This is a genomic window from Tenacibaculum tangerinum, from assembly GCF_029853675.1.
Lineage (GTDB): Bacteria > Bacteroidota > Bacteroidia > Flavobacteriales > Flavobacteriaceae > Polaribacter > Polaribacter tangerinum_A.
On the sequence record NZ_CP122539.1, the window covers coordinates 2,951,168 to 2,977,506 of the forward strand.

At 33.5% G+C, this 26,339-nt stretch carries 25 protein-coding genes; 12 read left to right on the forward strand and 13 right to left on the reverse strand.

The genetic code is table 11. The annotated features are described in order from the left end of the window. Positions 1 to 125: 125 nt before the first annotated feature. On the reverse strand, positions 126 to 1,442 hold the full coding sequence (ahcY, locus tag P8625_RS13160; protein ID WP_279650905.1) for an adenosylhomocysteinase: 1,317 nt from the start codon (positions 1,440 to 1,442) through the stop codon (positions 126 to 128). Positions 1,443 to 1,505: 63 nt separating this feature from the next. Here ahcY and P8625_RS13165 point away from each other — a divergent pair, with 63 nt between their 5' ends. The 5 genes from P8625_RS13165 to arfB all read left to right on the forward strand — a co-directional run bounded on the left by P8625_RS13165 (position 1,506) and on the right by arfB (position 5,277). After that, positions 1,506 to 2,132 carry a 4'-phosphopantetheinyl transferase family protein gene (locus P8625_RS13165; protein ID WP_279650906.1) on the forward strand — a complete coding sequence of 209 codons (627 nt, stop codon included), beginning with the start codon at positions 1,506 to 1,508 and terminating at the stop codon, positions 2,130 to 2,132. A gap of 160 nt (positions 2,133 to 2,292) precedes the next feature. Beyond that, positions 2,293 to 2,553 (forward strand): hypothetical protein, encoded by a 261-nt coding sequence (locus tag P8625_RS13170; protein WP_279650907.1) that lies wholly within the window; start codon positions 2,293 to 2,295, stop codon positions 2,551 to 2,553. After that, positions 2,537 to 3,169, forward strand: coding sequence for a nicotinamide riboside transporter PnuC (gene pnuC / locus P8625_RS13175; protein ID WP_279650908.1), 633 nt, complete (start codon positions 2,537 to 2,539; stop codon positions 3,167 to 3,169). Before P8625_RS13170 ends, pnuC begins: the two co-directional genes overlap by 17 nt. Continuing rightward, on the forward strand, positions 3,130 to 3,783 hold the full coding sequence (locus P8625_RS13180) for an ATP-binding protein (protein ID WP_279650909.1): 654 nt from the start codon (positions 3,130 to 3,132) through the stop codon (positions 3,781 to 3,783). Before pnuC ends, P8625_RS13180 begins: the two co-directional genes overlap by 40 nt. Positions 3,784 to 4,863: 1,080 nt before the next feature. Further along, the gene (gene arfB, locus P8625_RS13185) at positions 4,864 to 5,277 is read left to right on the forward strand and encodes an alternative ribosome rescue aminoacyl-tRNA hydrolase ArfB (protein ID WP_279650910.1); all 414 of its coding nucleotides are present in this window, start codon (positions 4,864 to 4,866) and stop codon (positions 5,275 to 5,277) included. 98 nt (positions 5,278 to 5,375) lie between these two features. On the opposite strand, the gene P8625_RS13190 is transcribed toward arfB, so the two are convergent. The 4 genes from P8625_RS13190 to P8625_RS13205 form a co-directional block, all read right to left on the reverse strand. Beyond that, on the reverse strand, positions 5,376 to 5,828 hold the full coding sequence (locus P8625_RS13190; protein ID WP_279650911.1) for a DUF3995 domain-containing protein: 453 nt from the start codon (positions 5,826 to 5,828) through the stop codon (positions 5,376 to 5,378). After that, a complete protein-coding gene (locus P8625_RS13195) occupies positions 5,797 to 6,930 on the reverse strand; it encodes an FAD-dependent monooxygenase (RefSeq protein WP_279650912.1) in 1,134 nt (377 codons plus the stop codon). The genes P8625_RS13190 and P8625_RS13195 overlap by 32 nt, the downstream gene beginning before the upstream one ends. Positions 6,931 to 7,624: 694 nt before the next feature. Beyond that, positions 7,625 to 8,410, reverse strand: a complete 786-nt coding sequence (locus P8625_RS13200) for a hypothetical protein (protein ID WP_279650913.1) — start codon at positions 8,408 to 8,410, stop codon at positions 7,625 to 7,627. A 149-nt stretch (positions 8,411 to 8,559) separates the two neighbouring features. Next, the gene (locus P8625_RS13205; RefSeq protein WP_279650914.1) at positions 8,560 to 9,261 is read right to left on the reverse strand and encodes a hypothetical protein; all 702 of its coding nucleotides are present in this window, start codon (positions 9,259 to 9,261) and stop codon (positions 8,560 to 8,562) included. Positions 9,262 to 9,384: 123 nt separating this feature from the next. On the opposite strand from P8625_RS13205, the gene P8625_RS13210 reads away from it, so the two are divergent. The 4 genes from P8625_RS13210 (at position 9,385) to P8625_RS13225 (ending at position 12,156) form a co-directional block, all read left to right on the forward strand. Beyond that, positions 9,385 to 9,696: a transposase gene (locus tag P8625_RS13210; RefSeq protein ID WP_279650915.1), complete on the forward strand. Its 312-nt coding sequence runs from the start codon at positions 9,385 to 9,387 to the stop codon at positions 9,694 to 9,696. A gap of 41 nt (positions 9,697 to 9,737) precedes the next feature. Further along, a complete protein-coding gene (locus tag P8625_RS13215; RefSeq protein ID WP_322790515.1) occupies positions 9,738 to 10,592 on the forward strand; it encodes an IS3 family transposase in 855 nt (284 codons plus the stop codon). 167 nt (positions 10,593 to 10,759) lie between these two features. After that, positions 10,760 to 11,644 (forward strand): IS982 family transposase, encoded by an 885-nt coding sequence (locus P8625_RS13220; RefSeq protein WP_279650916.1) that lies wholly within the window; start codon positions 10,760 to 10,762, stop codon positions 11,642 to 11,644. 146 nt (positions 11,645 to 11,790) lie between these two features. Further along, a complete protein-coding gene (locus P8625_RS13225) occupies positions 11,791 to 12,156 on the forward strand; it encodes a hypothetical protein (RefSeq protein WP_279650917.1) in 366 nt (121 codons plus the stop codon). Between the two features lie 71 nt (positions 12,157 to 12,227). On the opposite strand, the gene P8625_RS13230 is transcribed toward P8625_RS13225, so the two are convergent. From P8625_RS13230 to ruvC, 5 genes are all read right to left on the reverse strand, one after another. Beyond that, positions 12,228 to 13,160, reverse strand: coding sequence for a hypothetical protein (locus P8625_RS13230; protein WP_279650918.1), 933 nt, complete (start codon positions 13,158 to 13,160; stop codon positions 12,228 to 12,230). A gap of 207 nt (positions 13,161 to 13,367) precedes the next feature. Further along, the gene (locus tag P8625_RS13235) at positions 13,368 to 13,850 is read right to left on the reverse strand and encodes a hypothetical protein (protein ID WP_279650919.1); all 483 of its coding nucleotides are present in this window, start codon (positions 13,848 to 13,850) and stop codon (positions 13,368 to 13,370) included. A gap of 10 nt (positions 13,851 to 13,860) precedes the next feature. After that, positions 13,861 to 14,259: a cytidine deaminase family protein gene (locus P8625_RS13240; RefSeq protein ID WP_279650920.1), complete on the reverse strand. Its 399-nt coding sequence runs from the start codon at positions 14,257 to 14,259 to the stop codon at positions 13,861 to 13,863. Positions 14,260 to 14,429: 170 nt separating this feature from the next. Continuing rightward, positions 14,430 to 16,628 (reverse strand): AAA family ATPase, encoded by a 2,199-nt coding sequence (locus P8625_RS13245; RefSeq protein WP_279650921.1) that lies wholly within the window; start codon positions 16,626 to 16,628, stop codon positions 14,430 to 14,432. Between the two features lie 1,398 nt (positions 16,629 to 18,026). After that, on the reverse strand, positions 18,027 to 18,581 hold the full coding sequence (gene ruvC / locus P8625_RS13250; RefSeq protein WP_279650922.1) for a crossover junction endodeoxyribonuclease RuvC: 555 nt from the start codon (positions 18,579 to 18,581) through the stop codon (positions 18,027 to 18,029). Between the two features lie 46 nt (positions 18,582 to 18,627). Between ruvC and P8625_RS13255 the strand changes: the two genes are divergently transcribed. After that, on the forward strand, positions 18,628 to 19,371 hold the full coding sequence (locus P8625_RS13255; RefSeq protein ID WP_279650923.1) for a Bax inhibitor-1/YccA family protein: 744 nt from the start codon (positions 18,628 to 18,630) through the stop codon (positions 19,369 to 19,371). 238 nt (positions 19,372 to 19,609) lie between these two features. On the opposite strand, the gene ade is transcribed toward P8625_RS13255, so the two are convergent. The 3 genes from ade to P8625_RS13270 form a co-directional block, all read right to left on the reverse strand. Beyond that, on the reverse strand, positions 19,610 to 21,232 hold the full coding sequence (gene ade / locus P8625_RS13260; protein ID WP_279650924.1) for an adenine deaminase: 1,623 nt from the start codon (positions 21,230 to 21,232) through the stop codon (positions 19,610 to 19,612). Positions 21,233 to 21,312: 80 nt separating this feature from the next. Continuing rightward, positions 21,313 to 22,926: a phosphoenolpyruvate carboxykinase (ATP) gene (pckA, locus tag P8625_RS13265; protein WP_279650925.1), complete on the reverse strand. Its 1,614-nt coding sequence runs from the start codon at positions 22,924 to 22,926 to the stop codon at positions 21,313 to 21,315. Between the two features lie 86 nt (positions 22,927 to 23,012). After that, a complete protein-coding gene (locus P8625_RS13270; protein ID WP_279650926.1) occupies positions 23,013 to 23,393 on the reverse strand; it encodes a DUF423 domain-containing protein in 381 nt (126 codons plus the stop codon). Between the two features lie 78 nt (positions 23,394 to 23,471). Between P8625_RS13270 and P8625_RS13275 the strand changes: the two genes are divergently transcribed. Both P8625_RS13275 and P8625_RS13280 read left to right on the forward strand, forming a co-directional pair. Next, positions 23,472 to 24,842, forward strand: coding sequence for a saccharopine dehydrogenase family protein (locus tag P8625_RS13275; protein WP_279650927.1), 1,371 nt, complete (start codon positions 23,472 to 23,474; stop codon positions 24,840 to 24,842). A 102-nt stretch (positions 24,843 to 24,944) separates the two neighbouring features. Further along, complete coding sequence (locus tag P8625_RS13280) at positions 24,945 to 26,048, forward strand: hypothetical protein (protein ID WP_279650928.1); 1,104 nt, start codon at positions 24,945 to 24,947, stop codon at positions 26,046 to 26,048. The last annotated feature ends 291 nt before the right edge of the window (positions 26,049 to 26,339 follow it).

Genomic DNA, 26,339 nt, shown 5'->3' on the forward strand with positions numbered 1-26,339 from the left:
AGAATTTTAAACTTTACGACACTTAGTGAGATACTACCTCAAAAAAATCCCGCAACCTAGTTGCGGGATTTTTTACATCTTGATTCTTGATTCTTGATTCTAAAAATCTTAAAATTTATATACAACTAGTATCTATAATGTTCTGGTTTGTAGGGTCCATCAACAGTTACACCAATATACTCCGCTTGGTCTTTACGTAACTCTGTTAACTCTACACCAATCTTGGCTAAGTGTAATTTAGCTACTTTTTCATCTAAATGCTTTGGTAGCATATATACCTCGTTTTTATAGGCATCCGCATTGTTCCACAATTCGATTTGCGCTAAGGTTTGGTTGGTAAAAGAGTTTGACATTACAAAACTTGGATGTCCTGTAGCACACCCTAAGTTTACCAAGCGTCCTTCTGCTAGTATGATGATATCTTTTCCTTCGATCGTATATTTATCAACTTGCGGTTTAATTTCAACCTTGGTATCTCCATAGGTATCATTTAACCAAGCCATTTGAATTTCATTGTCAAAGTGACCGATATTACAAACGATGGTTTTGTCTTTCATCGCTTTAAAGTGCTCTGCACGAACGATATCTTTGTTTCCAGTAGTGGTAATTACGATATCTGCATTGCCTACAACCGTTTCTAATTTCTTTACTTCAAAACCGTCCATTGCTGCTTGCAAGGCACAAATAGGGTCAATCTCAGTAACCGTAACTATAGAACCCGCTCCACGGAAAGAAGCTGCCGTACCTTTACCCACATCACCATAACCACAAACCACTACTCTTTTACCCGCTAACATTACATCGGTAGCACGACGAATGGCATCAACTGCCGATTCTTTACATCCGTACTTATTATCAAACTTCGATTTGGTAACCGAGTCATTCACATTAATAGCAGGCATAGGTAACGTTCCGTTTTTAACACGCTCGTACAAACGGTGCACCCCAGTTGTGGTTTCTTCTGATAATCCTTTAATTCCTTTAGCTAACTCAGGGTATTTATCTAATACCATATTGGTTAAATCTCCCCCATCATCTAAAATCATATTTAAAGGCTTGCGATCTTCACCAAAGAATAACGTTTGCTCAATACACCAATCAAACTCTTCCTCGTTCATACCTTTCCAGGCATACACAGGAGTTCCAGCAGCAGCAATAGCCGCGGCAGCCTGGTCTTGTGTAGAGAAAATATTACACGAACTCCACGTAACCTCAGCACCTAAAGCTTGTAGGGTTTCAATTAAAACCGCAGTTTGAATCGTCATGTGTAAACATCCTGCAATTCTTGCTCCCTTCAACGGTTGCTCCTCTTTATACTCTTCTCGTAAACTCATTAACCCTGGCATTTCAGCTTCTGCCAATTCAATCTCTTTTCTTCCCCAATCGGCTAAAGAAATATCTTTAACTTTGTAAGGAACATAGGTTGCGGTTTTAGTACTCATATTTTTGTATCTTTATATATCTAAAATTTTGAGCTGCAAAATTACGAAATAACTTTCTAAAATATGCCTCTTTACAAAACATTAACGGTAAACGACCATGCTAAAGTGTTGATTTGGAAGATTGAAGAGTCTTTTGAACAACTTTCTAACGGTATTTCTTTAACCAAAGGAAGTCAACAACGGGTTGCTAGTATGAAATCTGATTTACACCAAAGAGGTTTTCTAAGCGTACGTCATTTACTACAAGAAGTTGGCTATAGCGATAATGATTTATTATACGATGGCTACGGAAAACCACACTTAAAAGACGGAAAATTTATTTCTATTACCCATTCGTTTACCTTTTCAGGTATTATTATATCTGACAAGCATCCTGTGGGAATCGATATTGAAATGCAGCGCGACAAAATTGTAAAAATCGCACACAAATTTACTCCTATTGAAGAATACAAATCCATCGCCAACCACGACGCTTTGGTAAGTAAGCTGACCATTGTTTGGGGAGCCAAAGAAAGTTTGTATAAAATCTACGGAAAGAAAAAATTGCATTTTTTAGAGCACATGTATGTTGAAGATTTCTCTTTTGATACTAATGAAACAACAGGGAAAATTTTGTATGAAGGGGAAACTTCTGAATACGGCATCCAATTTTTAGAAATGGAAGGGTTTACTTGTGTGTATGCGTATTAAAGCCTATCCTAACCCTCCCAAAGGGAGTGAACTATTTTTCTTTTCAAACTTCAATCCCTCTCAACTGTACAATTTTCTAACTCTCTAACTACAAAAATCATCAACTACTTTAGTAACTTTGTAACTTTACAAACTTTATATACTATTCAACTCACCACTAATGAAAATATCCGTAGAACTAACCTTAAGTCCGCTTCAAAACGAATTTGAAGAACCCATTATCAATTTCATTAAAAAACTAAGAGCTTCGGGATTAACCGTGTTAGAAAATCCGTTAAGTACGCAGGTGTATGGTGAGTATGATACCGTGATGAATTTAGTAACTTCTGAATTGAAAAATACTTTTGAATTGATTGACAACGGATTGTTATTCATGAAAATTGTAAAAACCGACCGTAGCGATTATGAGCCAACTTTTTGATTTCCTTTTTGGGCAATATGCTACTTACAATCCTATCGACGTTTGGCTAGAAATTATCGCTGTCGTCTTTGGGTTTTTATCTGTTTGGTATTCGAAGCAGAATAAAATTTGGGTATTCCCAACGGGGATGATTAGTACCGCAATTTTTGTATACCTCTTGTTAAAATGGGAATTGTTAGGCGATATGATGATTAACGGTTATTACTTTATCATGAGTGTGTACGGTTGGTATATCTGGACGCGTAAAGTAGATGCGACTCATGTAACTCCCATTTCTAGAACGACGCCTAAAGAGAAAAAACAAAGTATAGCCATATTTGTAGCCACCTTGGTTTTTGTTTACACTGTGTATACCGTTTTTGATAAATGGACGAACTGGACAGCCTATGTAGATACTGTTACTACCGCCATTTTCTTTGTAGGAATGTGGCTTATGGCAAAACGAAAAATAGAGAACTGGATTTATTGGATTATTGGCGATATTATCTCCGTTCCACTCTACTTTTATAAAGGATTTACCTTTACGAGTTTTCAATATTTATTATTTACCTTTATAGCAGTTGCAGGATATTTAGCATGGAAAAAGCACTTACACAACGCCCCATCAACCTTGTAAAGGTGGTGTTATTCGGACCTGAGAGCACAGGAAAAACTACCCTTTCGAGACAATTAGCTCGTCATTACAACACCGTTTGGGCACCAGAATATGCACGTGAATACTTGCAAGACAAATGGAACAACGAACGTAAAACTTGCGAGCAACACGATTTAATTCCGATTGCTGAAGGGCAAATAGACTTGGAAAATGAATTGGCTAGAAAAGCGGATAAACTCCTTATCTGTGATACCGATTTGTTAGAAACCAAAGTATATTCTGAAGAGTATTATGGCGGATTCGTAGATCCGAAATTAGACGAGGCTGCTATTGCTAATACCTACGATATGTATTTTTTAACCTATATCGATACGCCTTGGGAAGCCGATGATTTACGCGACCGACCCGAGCAACGTTTAGAAATGTTCAATGCTTTTGAAAACGCCTTGAAAAAGTACAACCGTCCGTATGTATTATTAAAAGGGGATAAAGAAACACGTTTAAAAAAAGCAGTAGCGGTGATTGATACGTTACTCTCTAAAAAAGAAAACTTATACTCTTTTTCCGACACGCTTACCGACTTTGACATGCATTTTATGCACCAATCTCCCGACATTCCTGATTACGATTTGTAAGGTACAAGTTCCGTCATTGCGAGTGAAACAAAGCAATCTGCTTGTCGACAAAGAGATAAACTAAAGTCGAAAGGCTCAAGACAGGATAAAGGCGAAGTACTCTTTAAATTATGAGTTCTCTATATACAGATTACTTCGTCGTATGCTCCTCGTAATCACGTTCATTTTATTCGTCATTGCGATCCCGATACCTCGGGAGAAGCAATCTGTTTGTCGACAAAAAGATAACCACGTCGTTAGCACTCCTCGTTATGACGGACCAAAAAAAACATACCGTCATTACGAACGACGAAGGAGGAGGAATCTCACTAATAGGAGTAACTACTACCCTTTAAAACTCCTAACACCAACTAAAAGATTTCTCAGTCGCACACTCCTTCGAAATGACAAGTTCCGTCATTGTGAGTGAAACGAAGCAATCTGCTTGTCGACAAAAAGAGAAACTAAAGTCAAAAGGCTCAAGACAGGCTAAAGGCGAAGTACTCTTTAAATTATAAGTTATCTATATACAGATCACTTCGTCGTATGCTCCTCGTAATGACGTTCATTTTATTCGTCATTGCGATCCCGATACCTCGGGAGAAGCAATCTGTTCAATTCTAGTTACAAACACCCTTTAAAACTCCTAACACCAACTAAAAGATTTCTCAGTCGCACACTCCTTCGAAATGACAAGTTCGGTCATTGCGAGTGAAACGAAGTAATCTGCTTGTCGACAAAAAGAGAAACTAAAGTCGAAAGGCTCAAGACAGGCTAAAGGCGAAGTACTCTTTAAATTATGAGTTCTCTACATACAGATTACTTCGTCGTATGCTCCTTGTAATGACATCCATTTTATTCGTCATTGCGATCCCGATACCTCGGGAGAAGCAATCTGTTTATCGACAAAAAGATAACCACGTCGTTAACACTCCTCGTTATGACGAACCAAAAAAACATACCGTCATTACGAACGGGCACTGAGTGTAGTCGAAGCGATCGTGAAGTAATCTTTTCCTTTTTATCTTTAACTATTCACAAAGACAAGCCCCCTTTACAAACAACAATAGATTCCCTATATTTGAAGCATTCACAAACACTATGAACAAAGAACAACTTTTAAAAGAACTCCAATTTAAAGCCGTTCGAAGTTCGGGTGCGGGAGGACAGCATGTAAACAAAGTAGCCTCTAAAGTAGAATTAAGTTTTACGATTGAAGACTCGTTAGGTCTCTCGGACAAAGAAAAAGCATTACTCCTTAAAAATGTAGCTAATAGACTTTCTAAAGAAAACACACTCATACTAAGCTCACAAGAAAGCCGTTCTCAACACCGTAACAAAGAATTGGTTACCGAACGTTTTTTTAACCTTTTAGCACAAGCCTTGGTAGTACCCAAAGTTCGTAAAGCTACCAAACCTAAAAAAGCAGCGATTGTCAAACGGTTAGATGCTAAAAAACAACAAGCTGAAAAAAAGAAAACCGAAAAAAGTTTCGATTTTAGTTTTATAAAATAATTTATAATGTTCGTGTTTATTATTACCGAACGATTAGTATATAAAGCGCAGCCTGCCAATAGGTAGTTATGATTTCATATACATTGTTACCACCTTTTTCAATTCATAATTTGTATCAATATGCCTAATGTCCCGATTGTCAAACACAATGGAATAAACCATTTTGAATCAGCTTTCGCAAATTCAGTATTCTTTATTTTTTTAAATAACCTAACATAATTAAAATCACCAATTGCTCTTAAACTAAAAATGGAAGGAATTATCCAACTTCCATAGGTAATTATCCAATTCGGAATTTGAAAATTGATTAGACCTGTTTTTATCAAATAGATTAAACCAAATGAAATGAAGCCTATACCAACAATTATAGTAGCAATTTTTGGTGGTTCCATTGCTTTTTGTCCAGCTTCTTTTGTATGTAAAACTCTTTCAAGTCCCCATTTTCCCACAAAAGCCAATAAAAATGGATAAAACCTAGTGAAGAAAAAATAACAAATAAAAATATGGATAATATTGTTATCATACTTTTGCCAATTGAAAAATTTGTTCATTCTGTTTTCTGTTAACAGACGAAGGTGTTAATCTCAACATTTGATTACGCAAACCAATTAATATTGGGTTTGAAAGATGTGCCATTTTTCCAACAAGCCAACTCGCTTTTACTACTTGATGTGCTTTAGGTAATCTTAAATTTTGATATTCGGAAAATGCTTTGGTAGTTCTATATTTGCTTAAACATTCTGAAAGTACATAAGCATCTTCTATGGCTTGACAAGCACCTTGCCCCATATTTGGGGTTGTTGCGTGTGCAGAATCTCCGATTAAGCAGACATTTTCTTTATACCAAATATTTGTTGGTTTTAAATCAGAAATTTCGGCAGTATTTATTTGTTCTTTTTTGGTTGATTTTATAATGCCTTTAATTACTGAATTGTAATCGCTGAAATACTGTTCTAAATCGTGGATAGAAAACTCTTTTTTATTTTTTTTGAACGATTTTAAAGCATACCAATAAACTTTATTTTGTGCAATTTGAACAAATCCAAAACGCTCTGATTTTCCCCAAGCCTCGTTCAGTTCGTTTCTGAATTTTATCGGTAATTCGTATTCCGTAATTCCTCTCCAACATATTTGATTCGCATTTCGTATGCTATTATTCTGGAATAAATTTTGTCTAACTACTGAATTTAGTCCATCAGCTCCTAAAACCGTTGAAGATTGAATTTGATTTCTATTTTCAAAGTTTAAATCGTATCCATTTTCACTTTTAGCAATCGAAGTAAGTTTATGGTCGAGGATAATATCGGTTGATTTTAATTTATCTATCAATATCTGTTGTAATTTACCTCTATGTATTGCAATATTTTTTGAGTTATATTTTTGCTCAAAATATGACAAGTCAATTTTTGAAAGTTGTTTTAGATTTGATTTGGTAATATTCATTGAAGATATTGGATTTCCATTATCTTCGATTACTTTTCGCAAACCTAACTTTTCATAGACTTGCATAGCATTATTGGCTAGAATTATTCCTGCTCCAACTGGTTTTATTTGTTCGGTTTGTTCAAAAATTCTTGCCTTAATTCCTTTTTGTTCAAGTGCAATTGCAGTAGTTAATCCTCCTATTCCTGCTCCAATAATATCAATGTTCATAGTTGTTCGTTCTAATTGGCGGTAACGGTTAGTATATGGTTTGTTGCGTATTACAAGCAACCAATTTAGTAAATAATTACAGACAAAGAAAGTCCGCAAGGGCTTTCGTAAGTAGGCGAAAACAAGCAATTACTTATAGCCATTGTGCCTGTTGCACAACCCTAATATACGATTTATTTTTTTGCAATTATAGAGATGATATTTCACATTAAGTTGTTGTATATCAAGTATTTATTTAATCATGCAAGGCAAAAAAAGTATCAAAAAAACTGTTCACTTTCTTTCAGTTGAGTGCGCATGTACCCAAAGAAAACTTTTATCGCAGATTAAATTGTGGAGCCTGTTTTTGGAACTCTCACGCAGTATATGGGCTTGCGCAAAGTTAATGTTAGGGGTATTGATGGGGCGAATAAGTGCATGCTCATGGCGGGGGCTGCATACAACATAAAAAACTATTAAAACTCTTGGGTAAGTCTACTAAAACTGATGCCAAAGCGGCTGCTTGTGTGTTTTGGTTAAAAAATGTCCCCCTATTACTTAACATTTTTTGTTGTAAGCTTTCTAAAAGAAGAAAATCAAGAGTTAAAATTTTGGCTTCGTTCTAAATACAACCCTTACATAGCTTTAAAATGAGTTCTATTTTTTTAAAATTTTAGGGTTGTGCATCAGCTACCGTTGTTGTGGTGTCGTTTTTTTATTCAGTTTTATACTGTTTTCCAACATTTTCAGGATTCTTTAAATCAATCCAAAAAATGTCAATTGGTTCATTTGATTCCATTTGTCCATTTTTGTTCGTGTCTTTTCTCGCAAATATGTACATAAAGTCATTTGCCGAATCATATTCCGAACTCATAACAGAATATTCTTTTGGAATTAGAGCTTTTTTATTCAGTCCGTTGATGTCGAAATGATAGAATTTCCTCAAGTCTTTTACATTTATAAATCCGTCTTTGTTTGAATCTTCGTCATAAACTGAAACCATATAAAAATCTCTTTTTACTGGCTCGTAATTCAAAGTGTCCTTTGAAAAAGCAGGATAATAAAGCGTTTTGATTAAAACAGGCTTTTCAAATAGTTTATTTTCGGTTTTCGTTTCATTGTTGTAATGAGAAACATTCACAAAGTTGTATCCATAAATTGCTTCGAATCCAGGCATAAAGTTCCGATTCCAATTATTCCCATCTTCGTAATAATCATCCCAATTTGTGTGATATGCATTCGAGCCAATAAATGACTTTTTGGTTTTCTTATCGTAATTTACTTTGTAGATTGGTGTTAATCTATGTTCCGGATTAAAAGTCAGAAGTACATTTCTCGGTCGAGTTTCGAGTTTTAGCGAGTCGATTTGAAGTCCGATAATTCTTTGTCCATCTTCGTCTTCTGATATTTCGCTTACTTGGAATCCTTTTTTCTCAATCTTGTTGTCAGAGCAACTAACGATTAAAATTCCAAAAAATAATATTGTTAAAATTCTATTCATAACGTTTTTATCAAATGGCTTACAACGTGTTTGTGTATGATTTCGTTGTGTGGTTTAAGCACTAAAGTTAGCAAATAAATCACAGATAGAAAGTCCGCAAGGACTTTTGTAGATAGCTTGCACTAGCAATTAATTTTATAGGGTGTTAGCTAACGTTTTATTTCTTTTTTTATCTCATTTTTCACATCAACAACTTTTTTTTCTATTTGATTATAATAGTTTATAATATAACTTCTGTTTCCTTGAATTTTCATTAAATATAGAAGAAATATTTTTTTTTCATCATTTGGAATTTTTATAGGTAATTTAATTCCAGAAATCATATTTTTATCATTGAAATTAAAATTAGGAGCTAAACTTTTATTTATCTCTTTAAAATAATTTTCTTGAAATTGCATTTCTGAATACTCTTCTTCTAATTTTCTCAATATTTGATAATCGAACTCATAAAGAGAAATTATATGTAGTCTTAAACTATCATTTTTTATTAATTCCAAGCCTCTTGATTTGAGAGTTTCATATCCTGCAGTATTTTGTATTGAGATAAAATCTCTTGTTAAACTACTATAATAAATTCCTAAAGAATCTGGACTTAAATTTTTATCGGATAAAGCTTTTCTAAAGTAGTTACAAGCTAAAATTCCGTATTTATGACCAAGTTTATTTTCCTTTAAATCTTCAAGGTCTTTTTCTAGACCATTAACAATTTCAATAAGAATTTTATTTTCAGAATTGTCTGCTTTTCTGTTTTCATTCCAATTATTTAAAGTAAAGGCAGCCACAACAGCAATAAATATTGATAAAAATTCAAATCCGAATTTTTTCCAATTTCTAAAGTTTAATTTTTTCACGATTATTATTAATGTTAGCCAACGTTTTGTTTATGGTTAGTTGCATGTTTAAGCAACTAATTATTTTAGCCCCCAATAAGTTCGGAGTACTATTTTAAATTTCAAATTAATACATTTGAAATTATGAGATATAAGAAATGGACCTTAGAACAGAAGTTAGAAATATTAGCTAGTTCTGAAGAGATAGGTATAGTAGAAGCCTGTCGTAAATATAGTGTTAGTACTGGCACTTTCTATAGTTGGAAAAAGAAGTTTGAGTATAAAGGAGAAGCTGGATTGAAGGTTACCTACGATACCAAAAGTAAAGAGCTTAAAGCTGCAGAGGAAGAAAATCGTGTATTGCGAAAGTTACTTAGTGATAAAGAAATAGAACTAGAGGTACAGCGAGAACTCTTAAAAAAAAAGTTTGGGACATCAGATCCAAGAAAGATTTAGTAGATGTAACCTATGAAAAGCACAAGTGTAGCAAGACAAAAATTATAAAAATGGTGGGTATTGTTGAGAGTAGTTATTATAGAGTTCCTAGCGGTGGCAAAAAAGGAAATAAGCCATCTAGAAAAACCTTTCACAATACAAAAGGTTTTGTGTCACAAGATGTCCTAGTAACTTCTATAAAGGAGATCTTACAGCACGAGTTTATAGATTGTGGATATCGATTAATGACTAGCTATTTGAATAGAGATGGTTACACTATCAACCATAAAAAGCTATACAGAATTATGAAAGAAGAAGGATTGTTAAAGCTTTGCAACAGAATAGATAGAAGTGGTTCTGGACGTAAATTTGTAAAATTCAGAAAGGTTCAAACCAATAGACCATTAGAATGCTTAGAAATGGATATAAAGATGGTTTGGATACCTAGTGAAGGCAAAAACGCTTACTTACTCTCTGTAATTGACGTTCACACACGCAGAATATTAAAGGATTATTTTTCATTTACTATTAAACAAAACAATGTAATAGCACTGCTATCAGAGTTATTTGAAGATTATGAATATCCTAATAACGTGGTCATTAGAAGTGATAATGGCAGTCAATTTATAGCAAAAAAAGTACGTGAATATTTAGGTTTAATCGGAGTCCAACAAGAGTTTACACATATTGCCACACCAGAAGAGAACGCACATATTGAAGCCTATCACGGCATATTAAAAAAAGAAGTTTTTAAAAGGTTCGATTATCAATACTTTGGTGAAATAGAACAGATACTAAAGCGTTACCTGAAATTTTATAACAATAGAAGACTTCACGGCCTATTGGGACGCATAACTCCAATGGAAAAATGGAATGCAGATGAACATCTAATTACTATGAAAAAATTAACAGCTTAACTAATAATCGAAATTTGAAAGATTACTCTTGTTTTATAGGGGTCAAAACACTAATTTAGTAAACAACGTGAGTTCGGGATAAAAAAGTTTTTTAATTACACGAAAAAAAGCGAAAAATTTAGTAAATTAAAGTACTGATTTTTAATTGTGTAACTAAATTTTCCACTATGATTTCTGATTTTAAAATTACTGAATTTTTCTGTTTAATTGATGATTTTTGTACCGAAATTAATCAAGTTATTGATAAAAATGCTTTAGAAACCTGTTCAAAGATAGTTAGACGAAGAAAGCCTAAACTCACCCAAAGTGAAATAATCACAATTATGGTGCTTTTCCATTTTAGTGGTTTTAAACACTTTTATATCGAATATGTTAGCAAACACTTGTCAAAAGAATTTCCAGATTTAGTTTCCTATAACCGATTTGTTGAATTGAAAAAGCGTTGTTCAGTGCCTATGATACTGTTTCTTCAAATGCACTGTTTAGGTCAATGTACAGGGATCTCCTTTTTAGATTCTACCACTATTAAAGTATGTCATTATAAAAGAGAAAAGCAGAACAAAGTTTTTAAAAACACCGCAAAAAAAGGGAAAGGAACCATGGGGTGGTTCTTTGGTTTTAAACTTCATATTATTATCAATGAAAAGGGCGATATCGTTGACTTTTTAATTACGCAAGGTAATATAGATGACAGACAACCACTTAAAGATAAAGCCTTTCATAATCGTGTGTTTGGAAAAATATTTGCCGACAGAGGGTATGTAGGTAAAGAACTGTTTGAACAGCTTTTTGTAGATGGAATACATTTGGTTACAAAAATTAGAAAGAATATGAAAAATACTCTTATGCATATCTATGATAAAATTATGCTTAGAAAAAGGGCTGTTGTTAAAAGTGTGAATGATATTTTGAAAAACGTATGTCAAATAGAGCATACAAGACACAGAAGCTTCGATAACTTTATCTTAAATTTAGTCGCAGGGTTAATCGCTTATTCGTTTTATCCAACTAAACCTAATATCAATATCGATAACTTACAAAGAATAGGATAAACTATCCCGAACTCACGTTAAACAAATACGAACCCAAGAAAATTCCGAAGGAATTTTCCAAATAGACAACCACCAAAGCAATTAATTATACACGTTGTGCCTGTTGCACAACCCCAATATACGATTTATTTTTTGCAATCATAGAGATGATATTTTATATTAAGCTACTGTATATCAATTATGTATTTAATCATGCAAGGCAAAAAACGTATCAAGAAAAACTGTTCACTTCCTTTCAGTTGAGTGCGCATGTACCCCAAGAAAACTTTTATCGCAGATTAAATTGGGAGCCTGTTTTTGGAACTCTCACACAGTATATGGGCTTGCGCAAAGTTAATGTTAGGGTTATTGATGGGGCGAATACGTGCATGCTCATGGCGGGGGCTGCATACAACATTAAAAAACTATTAAAATTCTTGGGTAAACCTACTAAAACTGAGGCCAAAGCGGTTGCTTGTGTATTTTGGTTAAAAATGGATTACCCTATAACGAAAATTACAAAAGTACTTTAGCCAAAATTTATTAAATTTTATTTGGTTTTATCCTCAGTTCTTTGTTGGTGGTAGTACTTTTAAGTTTTGCGTCAATTCTTGGGTTTGTATGTTGTTGGATGGATATCATAGTCATTTTCAATAATTTTTAATATTTCATCTATCTCACTTTCGAGTGGTGATTTTAAATTAGCAATGTTGTCAAAAAACCTAATAGCCTCATTTTTAGTTACATATTTAAGAATACACGGTAAACTTATATCCTTTGAAAAGATAATTTGAGTAGCTTGGTTTTTAGTTTGTACGAAATCTTCGAAATAGGGCATATATAAATGAGACTCTTTTGTGATTTCAATAATTGGTATCGATTGATTTATATTTGAAATTATTAACATGTCATAGTTGATATCATACCTTGACACTGAGAAGTAATCTTTTACAAAGATATTCACTTTAAAGTTGTCAATTGGGTTTTCATAGAAGACTGATTTTAAAATTGTTGCAAAAATATTTTTACGAACTAACTCTTTATTCCAATTTTTATCTCCGTCAGGTTTAAACTTGTTTTTGTAATCAGCATATTTTTGACACAAATCTGGGTTATTTGGATTTATTATTACTAATTCAACATTGATTGTCTTATTTTTCTTTTTTGATATATAGTGTAAAAGAGGTAAAGTTTTAAATCTAGAATAACGACCAATTCCTCCATTAAATCCCCAAAATCTTGTTTCTTTTCTTTCCTTATGAAATTTTTTACCAATTTCCTTTTCCCCTTTGATTAATTTAAAGGATTCTTTGTTATTAATTCTTCCAATTTTATAATATAACCATGACAATAAAATTGTTGTAAGTAAGGATATGAACATAGAATCAATAAACAGAAATAAAACCTTTACAATTTCATTATTTTCATCTAATGTATAGAGAGCTACTAATCTTATAAGAATCAGTAACACTGAGATTAAGGATAGAGTTAAAAAATAATTACTTCTTTTATCCTTGTTTTTAAGAATATTCTCCATTTCAAATAATAATTTTTGATACTTTATTCAAAGTTGCAACAATCTCATCGATAGTCATTGTTTCTGCTTTTATCTTATTATTTTCCAAATCACCATCCACAAAAACTCTTGCATATTCAGTTTTGTATTTGCTTGTAACAAATAGAGTTATAGTTGGTTCTTTTTTTGTGTAAAGAATTGAGTGAATTTCCGTTGCTTTACTATGATTTACATTGGATTTATTGTATTCCCTAGTTTCAGTTTTTTTAAAAAAACTTTTCCCTTATTGTATAGTGAATATTTACCATCTAACTTTTCTTGAGAGTAATAAAGGTACATCTGTTTCTCAATTCCTTTATCAACTATTTCATAGAGTTCACTTATATATCCACCGCTTAAAATCTTTGAAGAGAAATTCCATCTGTGGTCATGAATGTTGGGTTTGGACTGTTTAATATTATTCCAATAGATATGAATTCGAAGGTTATAATTTGACCCACTAAATACCGTTAATTTTTCAAATCCATTGTTATGGTGATACGATTTACTTGCGATTTGTGAAATCCAGGTTTCATCATCAATGATTTCATCAAACAAAGAAGATACGCAAAACTTGTTAGTTATTTCGTTTAAAGTTTCAGCAGTTGAATTAAAATTTTCATCCAGTTTTTTTAATTCAGTTAAATATGACTCTACATTCTTTACTTTCATAACTATAGTTTTACTTTTTTGGATAAAAAGGCATCAGTTCTTTTGTAGTAAAGATTTGGATTTCTCTATTCGTTTTACCTTGGAAACCAACTAAAGTTTTTTCAGATGAAAATTGAACAATCCAATCCATACAACTTCCACAAGGTGTAAAAAGTTCCTTGTCGGCAACAACTAAAATTTTTACTATCTGTTCGCAACCATCAGAGACCATATTTCCAATGGCGTTTGTTTCTGCATGTATATCATGACTCCGTAATTCCTGCTGAATATTGCAACCTGCATACATTTTACCATTTATCCCTAAAACGCATGCACCAACTAATGTATTCGATTTTGTATATGCGTTGTTGCTCACTTCCCAAGCAACGACACTCATTTTTTGCCATATTTCAGCTTGATTCTTTTTCATGATATTCGATTCTTTCATCATATTACCACCAACGGTCTAGTATAAGAATAGTAGCGGATTTTCACGCACTACCTTTTCGATAAAACACAGACCTTTTTTATATTTACTTATTTTCGTTTTAGCCATTAAACCGCTATTATTTTTATACATTGTTAGCCACTGGCTTTTTTTCAGTTCATCATCATATTATAATGTTCAATATGTCCTGTTTCTTTAAATATTGACTTAAATACTTTAAAATAATTTTCAATCGTATTGTCCTGTAATTCAACAAACAAATCGTCTGGAATTGTGTGAGAACCTTCGTTTATCCAACAAATTAAAGACCTGCAAATTTCCTTTTCTTGAGGATTATTGAATTTATCTATCAAATCATCATCTCCGTACTTTCCTAATATCTTAAAGTAATTTTCAATAATTCGTCTCATTGTATTTTGGATAGCAATTCCCGAATTATTGTCTTTGTTTTTTAATTCACGCCATAATAACTCGTATGAATTTTGGATTGGGTTTACTAATTCAAAATCCTGCAAATAGGAAATATTATCTATTTTTCTTAAAATCCAAAAATTGGTTTCATTGCACTCTTTTGTTCTGCCATTTATGAACGAAACTTCTTTATGAAAGTATACATTATGAGTTAATAGTATCAGTTGTTTTATATTGCCTTCGTTGTTTCTAATTTTTTTGGTTATTTCTTTAAGTAAAGAACTTACAACAAATAAAACATTGCTATCTAAACTCGAAATTGGGTCATCAATTACCAATATTCTTTCATCAGTTATTTCTGCTTCGTTGGTACTTCCTTTTACTAATTGTAAAAAGTATAAAAAAGTGATAAACGTTATTTCTCCTTCGCTTAAAGTGGATTCTGCTAATTCTCCATCTGTTCTTTGGATTTGGTATTGATTTGCGCCTATTTGAGAAGGTACAATCTCAAAGTTCTGAAATCCAAATGATTTTAAAGTTTGGTTTATTTCATCTACGGAAGGTTGTATGCTCGTTACATTTTTCGTTAACTCTTTAATTTCCTTGTCAAGTTTTTTATATTCTTCACGAAGTTCAGTTACTTTCTTTGCAATATTGTCAATTCCTTTTTGTAAACCATTTTTGTGTTTGACGAAATACTCAATTCGAGTGCGATTATCTTCAATGATAAATTTCCAAATTTCATTTACCAACTTGTTTCTTTCAGTTGCGTAATTATCTACAATATCATTATGCTTTTTGATTAAAGCATTTGCTGTAGTTATTAGCTGTTCAATTTCTTCGAGTTGCTCTTTTGTGGATATAAGTTCAATAATTCTACTTGGTTCTCTTAATTTACTGTTTAGCAATTCTTTATTTGTTAAGAATTGACTATTTAATGTTTTTAAAAGGGAAGAGAATTTATCTAAATCAAGTTTTGTTTTCTTATTGATTTTTTCTGTGCTCTCAATTTGCAGAAGTTCGTTGATTATATTTTCAAAAATTCTAACATAATCATCGTTTAAATCTTTGGTTTTCTTTGTGTCACTTGTAAATGTTTCGTCAAAATAGCTTTCTAACTGGTTTCTAAAACTTTGTGTAATTGTTTCTTCTTGACAAAAAGGACAAGTTTCATTTTCTTGTAAGTGTTTTTTACCTTCATTGACCCAATCATTAATATTTAGTCGTTGAATTAGTTTGGCAATCTCAACATCGGATTTACCAATTATTTTTTTAGACCAAATATCTTCTTGTTCAATTTCCGAAAGTCTTTCGAAATCGATTGTTGGTATTTCTGGAATTTTTATAGGTGTTTCTCCTAAAATCGTTTCAGCTCGTTCCTTTAATTCTTCTATTGTTTTTAAATCAGAAGTATTGTTTTCAAACTCGTCAAGTAATCTGGCCAAAAAAGGCTTTTTCTGCATTACACCTTTGAAAGCTTCTTTAAAGCTTATTTCGTGTTTTTTATAGATTGAAGTCCATACTTCTTCTCTGAAATCATCTTCTAAACTATCTCGCTTTTCGACTTGTTTGTCGAGAACAGATTTCTGCTGGATTCCTTTTTCTTTTAGCTCCTTTAACTCTTTCCGTTTTTCTTCGATTAATTCAGCTTCTTCTTTAGTCGCTTGTCCTAAAGTAAATACACCATCGATAGTTCCTTTTCCAAAATTTCTATCTCGAAATTCTTTATTATAAACGAGAGATTTTAATTCGATGTCATTTTCCCATTTTAATTGACATTCAGGAAATCGAGGGTTTGAGGGTTCGTAAATAAAGTTGGAAATTGTTGTTTTTCCACTACCATTAGCTCCATAAAAGAAATTCACTTTTTTAAATTCAGAAACTTCAATTCCTGTTTCATCAAAAGTTGCAGTATTTTTTATGGAAATGGTTCTTATCATTGGCTAGTTCGATTTTTTTTTCAGCTTGTGGCTAACTCGTTTTGTACCAAACTTTAGTTTTGTTATCCCGATAAAAACATGGGATAAACTAAAATTTAATAATTATTATACACTATCAAATATATCAAAACCAATGCTTTATCAAAAGTAAAGTTATTAACGAGTTATTGCTATTTGTTAATTAATTATAAAAATCGAGTTGTTCTTACAATTCTTGCGAATCTAAAACATTGACCCCATACATTCTTACGGAATCCCATAAGCTCAGCTATTTAGGTTATAAAAGTTGTTTTTTAGAGTAGCAACGGTTTTTATATCACAAAAATGGGTCGCTGATATCGCGGCACGCTCCGTTAACACCACGGCACACTCCGCTAATACCACGGCATTGGTCGCTGATACTACGGCTATCCTCCCACTCTCAAATCTGTATGGATTCAATCCAACGCTCTCAGTCTACATATTAACGGATTGTCACTTCGTGTAAAGTTATTTGAAATGAAAATAATTTTATATCGAGAGGTAATAGCCTAGTTCTCGATACAATTTTTAACTCATTATCATTCTTAAAAATCACTCGAACTGACAGTACATGAAAAAAGTATTCGCAACTAGTATGAAACATATACTTCTGATAATCTGTCTGTTAAAAAAAGCAAAAACTGACCATCGCATTTATTTTTTATGCCACAACACGATATTTTAGAGCTGGTTAAGAAAAAGAAACGAATAAAATGCTATGATTGTATTGCTAAATTCATCTAAATTTTTATGGAATTTTAACTAGCAGCAAGGGATGCTCCTGCTGTTAGCATCTTGTTGTTTCTATCAATTACCTAAGGGTAGCGTGTTTACTCATCCCTAAAAATACACCTGTAACTTAAATTAAATATTAATATGGAAACCAAAAGAAAATTCAAAGGATTTGATGCTTTTTTAGTAGAAAGCACACGATTTTGAACTAGAAACATACAGATTACTTCGTTATCACTTGCAATGACAAATCTAAAAACATACCGTCATTACGAATCCCGATACTTTGGGGTGAAGTAATCTGTTTATTTTGAACTAGAGACATACAGATTACTTCGTTATCACTTGCAATGACAAATCTAAAAACATACCGTCATTCCGAATCCCGATACTTCGGGGTAAAGTAATCTGTTTATTTTGAACTAGAAACATACAGATTACTTCGTTATCACTTGCAATGACAAACCTAAAAACATACCGTCATTACGAATTCCGATACTTCGGGGTGAAGTAATCTGTTTATTTTGAACTAGAGACATACAGATTACTTCGTTATCACTCGTAATGACAAACCTAGAAACATACCGTTATTACAAATCCCGATACTTTGGGGTGAAGTAATCTGTTTATTTTTCATTGAAAAAATCAGCTTTTGATTTTTTTCGGGTTTTGTTTTACAAAGGCAGCCCAACCTGTGTAATTTTTACCGCCTACTTTAGTTCCTGAGTTGTAATAATGACATACAGCAGCAGCCAATCCGTCGGTGGCATCTAAATTTTTAGGCAACTCTTTTAGGTTTAATAGCGATTTTAGCATTAAGGCAACTTGTTCTTTACTAGACGTTCCTTTACCTGTAATTGCCATTTTTATTTTTTTGGGCGCATACTCGGTTACAGGAATTTGACGTGACAATCCTGCTGCCATGGCAACTCCTTGTGCGCGTCCTAATTTTAACATCGACTGTACATTCTTTCCGTAAAAAGGTGCTTCTAGGGCTATTTCATCGGGATTGTAGGTGTCAATCAGCTCAATAGTACGCTCAAAAATAATTTTGAGCTTTAAGTAAGGGTCTTCGTATTTTTTTAAGAGCAATTCGTTCATTTGAATAAATTCCATTTTTTTTCCAACCACTCTTATAATTCCAAACCCCATAATACTAGTTCCTGGGTCGATGCCTAATATGATTTTTTCTGTCTTCAAATTTTCGTACTTTGTACAAGCACAAAACTAATCAATTAAATTCTTTATGCGTGTATTTGCTTTACGAACCTCTAACCCTGCCTTTAACCGATACTTTTGGAAGCAACCAAAATCGTATACCAAGGCAAGAATGTCTGTGAGTGGAATTATTTTAAAAGCTATCTCCATGCTATGCTTGGTCACGGTCACTGCCGCCTATACCTGGCACTTGTATTTTAACGGAGTAGCTACGAAATGGCACACTGCCATCGGAATGTTTGTCGCTATTGTTTGTAGCCTATATATCTCTTTTAAACATAATGCTGCAAAATATTTGCTACCTATTTATGCCTTAGCTAAGGGCTTTTTTCTCGGAGGCATAAGTGCCATTGCTCATCAACGATTTCCTAATGTACCTTTTCAAGCCATTGGGGTTACCTTGATTACTTTTTTTGTGATGTTTTTGTTGTACCGATGGAAGCTTATTAGAGTAACAAGAAAATTTAGAGCTATGGTAATTAGCGCCACGGTAAGTATTTTTATGTTTTATTTTATCGGATGGGTTTTTTGGTTTTTAAAAATTGACATTCCTTACTTATGGGGAACGTCGTGGTTTGCCATCGGTTTTAATGTGGTAGCAGCGATGGTGGCTTCTTTTAGCTTGTTGCTTGATTTTTACTATATCGACCGACAAGTAGGGCGTTACCCTAAAGAACGTGAATGGCTGGCTACTTGGGGCTTGCTCATTACCTTAGTTTGGTTGTATGTAGAGGTATTGCGATTATTGAAAAAACTAGCTATTCGATTTTAGTTTGTGTTCTTATACGATTTATGGTTTATTATTTCGTATACTTTCTCTTCAAGACAACAGACAAAAAAAATGTCAAGCACATGTAATGATATCTATACAATTATTTTGAATGCAGTCTGGTTAAGACTAGATTTTTTGTCTTGTTTTATCCTGAGCGTAGCCGAAGGGTTTTTATCAATAGAAAAAGAAAACTAGCTTTTGAAGCGCTTATTCACACCATGTATATTTAATGAACCCATTACTTTATTTCCAAAGAAGTAAATTTAAAGGTATTTCCATCAAACAATCCTTTATCCGATAGTTTTAAAGACGGAATTACCAACAGTGCCATAAACGACAAGGTCATGTACGGAGCTCGCAATGTACTGCCTAGTTCTTTTGCCATGGTATCTAATTCAGCATAAGCCTTTCCTATTTCTTGGGCAGATTTGTCAGACATAATTCCTGCTACGGGAAGTGGAACTACTTTTTCTTCAGTAGGGGTTACTGCACACACTCCTCCTTTATTTTCAATGAGTACATTTACTGCCTTACAAATGAGTTCATCTGATACACCTACAGCGATGATATTATGAGAATCGTGCCCTACTGAACTTGCGATAGCACCCTCTTTTAATCCGAAATTTTTAATAAAAGCTATCGAAGGTTCGGCATTCTGATAACGGTTTACTACCGTCATTTTTAGTACGTCGTTCTTTACGTCTGAAACTAAATTTCCGTCTTTTAGTAACGAGTTTGCTTCAATTTCATTCGTTACTAATTCGCCATCTAACGCTTCAATAACTCGGATTTTTTCAGATGCTGAAGGAAACTCAAAATCGGCTACATTTTTTACATCAGTATCAAAATTATTCAACACATCAAAAGCCACATGTTCTACAAATGATTTTCCGTTTTCAGCTACTAATTCACCATTAATATAGGTTTGTAGTACTTTAAACTTTTGTACATCTTTTACCACAATAAAATCAGCAGCATCACCTTCGTTTAAAGTCCCTACCTCTAAATTGTAATGCTTTACAGGATTGAGACAAGCCACTTGCAATACTTTGAATACATCTATTCCTTTGGCTACTGCACGCTCGCATAGCTGGTTGATATGCCCTAATAATAAATCGTCGGGATGTTTATCATCAGAGCAAAACATCATATTTTCGTAATACTCAGGAAGTAAATCAATCAGCGCTTCAAAATTTTTTGCAGCGCTTCCTTCTCGAATAATTACTTTCATTCCTTTTTGTAGTTTTTCTAATGCCTCTTCATAGGTAAAACATTCATGGTCGGTGTATATACCTGCTGCTATGTAGGCATCTAACTCTTCTCCTCTCAATCCTGGTGCGTGCCCATCTACGGGTTTGTTATAGTGTTTTGCCCAAGCGATTTTTTTCAACACCTCTTTATCTTGATAAATAACACCCGGATAATTCATCATCTCTGCTAAATATTTAATATCGGGGTTTTGTAGCATCTTGTTAATATCCTCTGCATCAATTACAGCTCCTGCACTTTCAAAAGAGGTTGCTGGCACACACGACGGTGCTCCGAAATTAAATTTTAACGGAACTTTTTTTCCGTTTTCAATCATAAAATCAACTCCTTTTACTCCTAATACATTGGCGATTTCATGCGGGTCAGAAACTGTAGATACAGTACCATGTGTAACGGCTATTTTCGCAAATTCTGAGGGTACCAACATCGAGCTTTCAATATGAATATGCGCATCTACAAAGCCTGGTAAAATATAGTTTTCTACAGTGTGTGCTACTTCTCTAATTTCTGTAATCTTTCCTTCGTTAACCTCAACTTCTCCTCTAAAGATTCGTTTGTTAGGTATGTCGACTATATTTCCTTGAACAATCATGCTAAAAAATAATTTAGTGCTAAAATACGTAGTATTCACACATAAAAAAAGCATCCTTTATTGGATGCTTTTCTGTGTTTTTATTTTTCAGCCACTGGAGGTCCTCCAGCTAAAATCTCATCATTCGCATAATCTTCAAACTTTTTAAAGTTGTTTCTAAACGAATCTGCTAATTTGTGGGCTGTTTTGTAGTAGGCTTCATCATTGTTCCAAGCCTTACGTTGGCTTAATAACTCGTCAGGCACTCCTGGACAAGTTCTTGGCTGGGCCAAACCAAATACGGAATGAATATGGTAATGTTCTCTTGTAATGCCTTCTGGTAACCCACCAGTTAATGCCGCATTAATCATTGCACGGGTGTATTTTAATTTCATACGGTTACCCACACCATAAGGTCCTGCAAACCATCCTGTATTTACCAACCACACATTAACTCCTGTTTCTTTCATTTTCTTACTTAACATCTCTGCATAACGCGTTGGATGTAATGGCATAAAAGGCGCTCCAAAACATGCTGAGAAACTAGGTTGTGGCTCTGTTACCCCAGCTTCGGTTCCTGCCACTTTAGCCGTGTATCCAGAAATAAAGTGATACGCCGCTTGCCCTGGTGTCAATTTAGAAATCGGAGGCAATACTCCAAAAGCATCTGCGGTTAAGAAGAAGATGTTCTTTGGGTTTTCACCTTTAGATGGTGTTTGAATATTTTCGATGTGATAAATAGGGTAACTTACACGTGTGTTTTGCGTAATTGAAGTATCATGAAAATCTACATTCCCTTCATCGTCCATCACCACATTTTCAAGAATGGCGCCTCTTTTAATGGCTCCGTATATCTCTGGTTCTTTGTCTTTAGATAAGTCGATTACCTTTGCATAACATCCTCCTTCAAAATTAAAGATGGAATTTTCAGCAGTCCAACCGTGCTCATCATCGCCAATTAAACTACGTGTCGGATCGGTAGATAGGGTCGTTTTACCTGTACCCGATAATCCGAAGAAAATAGCTGTATCACCATCTTTACCAACGTTTGCAGAACAGTGCATTGGTAAGGTGTTTTTAAATACGGGTAAAATAAAGTTTAAGGCAGAGAAAATTCCTTTTTTAATTTCTCCTGTATATCCTGTACCACCAACTAGTGCTATTTTTTTGGTAAAGTTTAAAATCGCAAAGTTGTGTTGGCGCGTTCCGTCTACTGCTGGATCTGCCATAAAACCAGGAGCATTTATTACGGTCCATTCTGGAGAAAAATTCTTCAATTCTTCCTCTGTAGGACGTAAAAACATGTTGTATGCAAACATATTGCTCCAAGGATATTCGTTTACCACACGAATATTTAATTTGTAAGCTTCATCTGCACATGCATAACTATCGCGTACAAACACTTCTTTGTTTGATAAATAGTTGGTTACTTTATCGTATAGCTTGTCAAATTTTTCTGAATCGAAAGGGATATTAATATCTCCCCACCAAACTTGGTCTTTCGTTATATCGTCTTTAACGATAAAACGGTCTTTAGGAGAACGACCTGTAAACTCACCTGTTTTAACTGCCAATGCTCCAAAACTAGTTTCTACTCCTTGTTCTTTTTCAATAGTGGTGTTGTGTAACTCGTCTGAAGTTAATTGATAACGAACCGTAGCGTTTTTTATGCCTAAATTATCTAACGATATCGTTTTCGTATCAAGATTTGTCATCTTAAAAGATTTTAGTTGTGTTTAATTTGGGGCAAAAATAGTTCTTTTTGTTTAAAAAGATAGATCCTGCAAAAATTTTATGAACTTTAATTCTTCCTAACTCTTTTTAAGAAGCTGAAAGCGAGCAAACTCCAACTAACTGCTAACAATATTCCTCCTAGCGGTGTTACAAACCAAATAGCTTTTGCAGGAACATTTGCCAAGTGAATGAGGTATATCGACCCTGAAAACAATACAATTCCTGCTATCATAAAGTAACTTATCTTGTTCTTTTCTTTATTTGTAAACCCAGTAAAACTATTTACAAAGAGCAAAAGCAATACATGAAAAAACTGATAGCGTACAGCAGTTTCAAAACTATCTAAAGCTTCTGGTGCGAGTTTTGTTTTTAAAGCATGGGCACCAAAAGCACCTAAAATCACAGCAATTACTCCTAAAACTGCTGTTGTTGTTAAATTTTTATACATTATATCTATTTTTGTTTGAAATTAAACTTTTTTAACGATATTGTCGCCTCAAATTTTTTACAACAAAAATACATTTTAATGAGAAATATATTGATAATTGGTGCTGGTAGATCAAGCGCTTCACTTATAAAATATTTATTAGATAAATCTTCGGAAGAAAACCTACATATTACTATTGGAGATGTATCTTTAGAAAATGCGCAATCTAAAGTAAACAATCATTCAAATGCTACGGCAATTCAGTTAGATGTTTTTAATGCCAAAGAACGCTCAGAAGCAATTCAAAAAGCAGCTATTGTTATTTCTATGTTACCTACCCGTTTTCATATTGAAGTTGCTAAAGATTGTATTACCTATGGAAAACACATGGTTACCGCCTCATATATTTCTAATGAAATGAAAGCTTTAGATGAAGAAGCAAAAGCAAAAGGATTGGTTTTTATGAATGAAATTGGTTTAGATCCGGGTATCGACCACATGAGTGCGATGCAGGTTATTGACCGTATAAAAGAACAAGGGGCAAAAATGTTATTGTTTGAGTCTTTTTGTGGCGGATTGATAGCACCCGAAAGTGATACCAATTTATGGAACTATAAGTTTACTTGGAATCCTAGAAATGTAGTCTTGGCGGGTCAAGGCGGGGCTTCGATGTTTATTCAAGAAGGCACCTATAAATACATTCCGTATCATAAATTATTTCGTAGAACAGAATTTTTAACCATTAACGGTAGTGGAAAATTTGAAGCCTATGCCAATCGCGATTCTTTGAAGTATAGAAGTATTTATGGCTTGGAAGATATTAAAACCATGTATCGTGGTACCATTCGTAAAGTTGGTTTTTCTCGTGCTTGGAACGTGTTTGTGCAGTTAGGAATGACAGATGATACGTATACTATTGAAGATTCTGAAAATATGAGTTATCGCGATTTTACCAATCTTTTCTTAGCCTATTCTCCGTCTGATTCTGTTGAATTGAAATTCCGTTCGTATTTAAAAATTGACCAAGATGATATTATGTGGGACAAGTTTGTTGAGTTAGATATTTTTAATCCGAATAAAAAAGTGGGATTGAAAAATGCTACACCAGCAGAAATTCTACAGAAAATATTGATGGATTCTTGGACTCTTGAGGCTGAAGATAAAGACATGATTGTAATGCATCATATTTTTGGATATCGATACAAAGAAGAAAAGTACCAAATAGAAAGTAGTATGGTTATTACAGGAGATGACCAAACCTATACTGCCATGGCAAAAACAGTTGGATTGCCTGTAGCTATGGCAACGCTACGTATTTTAAATGGCGATATTACTACTCCTGGCGTACAATTGCCGATTCGTAAAGAAGTGTATGAGCCTATTTTAAAGGAGTTGGAAGATTACGGAATTAATTTTGTTGAAAAAGAAGTACCGTATTTAGGCTATAATCCTGAGAGTGTGAAAGGGTAATTTTAGTTTGATTCTTAATGTTTAAACGACTAACTTTAGCTATTGATGAGATATGATTCATTTACGGAATCATATCTTTAAATCTCGTTAGTAACTATTAGAATGAAACTACTTCAAACCATACTTATAGTTTTTATAAGTTTAAGTGCTTTTGGACAAAAAGTAACCTATAACCATGGTATTGATTCAACAGATGTAGAAACAAAAGAAGTAATGATGCTTTTTGAAAGCTACTTGGCTTCAAACCCTCAAAAAAAAGCAACAAATTCATTTTGGAATAGTAAAGAACAACAGCAACACAAGAGTTATGATTTTTTAGAAAGCGAATTTCAGCCTTCGCTTTATATGGGGTTTCCAGCTCATGTTTTGAGCATAAAATTCAACAATGGAATTTGCCAGATCAAAGTACAGTATTCTTATTGCAAAGAAGATGGAAGTCCGTACGTTTTAGCAATAGTAAATTATATTGCTAAAAAGAAAAATGGCGTGTTCAAATTATACAATTCGTTAACTATTAATAAAAAAAGTTGGAACTGCACAACAGTAGGTATTGTCGATTTTTATTATCCTAAATACCATACATTTGACTATCAGAAGGCTCAGAAACTTAATAATTTTATAAACGAGATATGTGATAATTTTGGTGTGCAACCAAAGCCTTTTGAGTATTATCTTGCTAGAGACTACGATGAAATTCAAAAATTAAAAGGTATTGATTATTATATAGGAATGGGCGGGCAATCAATACCCACTGGTAAAGCATCAGATGATAAAGTTTACTGTGGCGGTTTGGGAGAATATTATCCGCACGAAGTTTTTCATGTTCAACTAGACGAAAATTTTCCAAACAAGCACTTCTGGGTTTCCGAAGGAATAGCAACATTATTGGGCGGAAGCCGTGGAAAAAGTTTAGACTGGCACATAAAAAGAGTAACTAATTATTTACAAGAACATCGCGAAATAGACTTAAGTAATATGTTAAAGCTAATTAATTTGGATAGTGAAACTTCTTATCACTACGCCTTGGGTGGACTAATAGCTAAGAAAATAATGGACAAAGGTGGTTGGGGTTTACTGAAAGAATTTATGTCGAGTGGTACAACTGACGAAGATTATTATAATGCAATTAAGAAGTATCTTGGAGTTCATAAATCAGAATTAAACGAGTATATGCGCATCGAATTACATAACGAATCAAAAAAATAACGATTGCCAATAACACCTATGCACAACACCTTGAGGTATACCAATGTTTTTCGTGTGTATACATAATTCTTATTCTTAAAAGCGACCTTAAATAAACTATACCGAGGCAAGCCTCAGGAAATTAAACCCTTGGCTATCGTCCTTCGATTAAAATACTTTTCTACTTTCAAAAGAAAAAAACTATATTTAGGGTTAGATAAATCCCCCCTTATATAAGAACAACAGTATATTCATGTTGATTTCTATCTTAATTTAATTACTTTTAAAGCACAAACAATTAATTCTAAATAT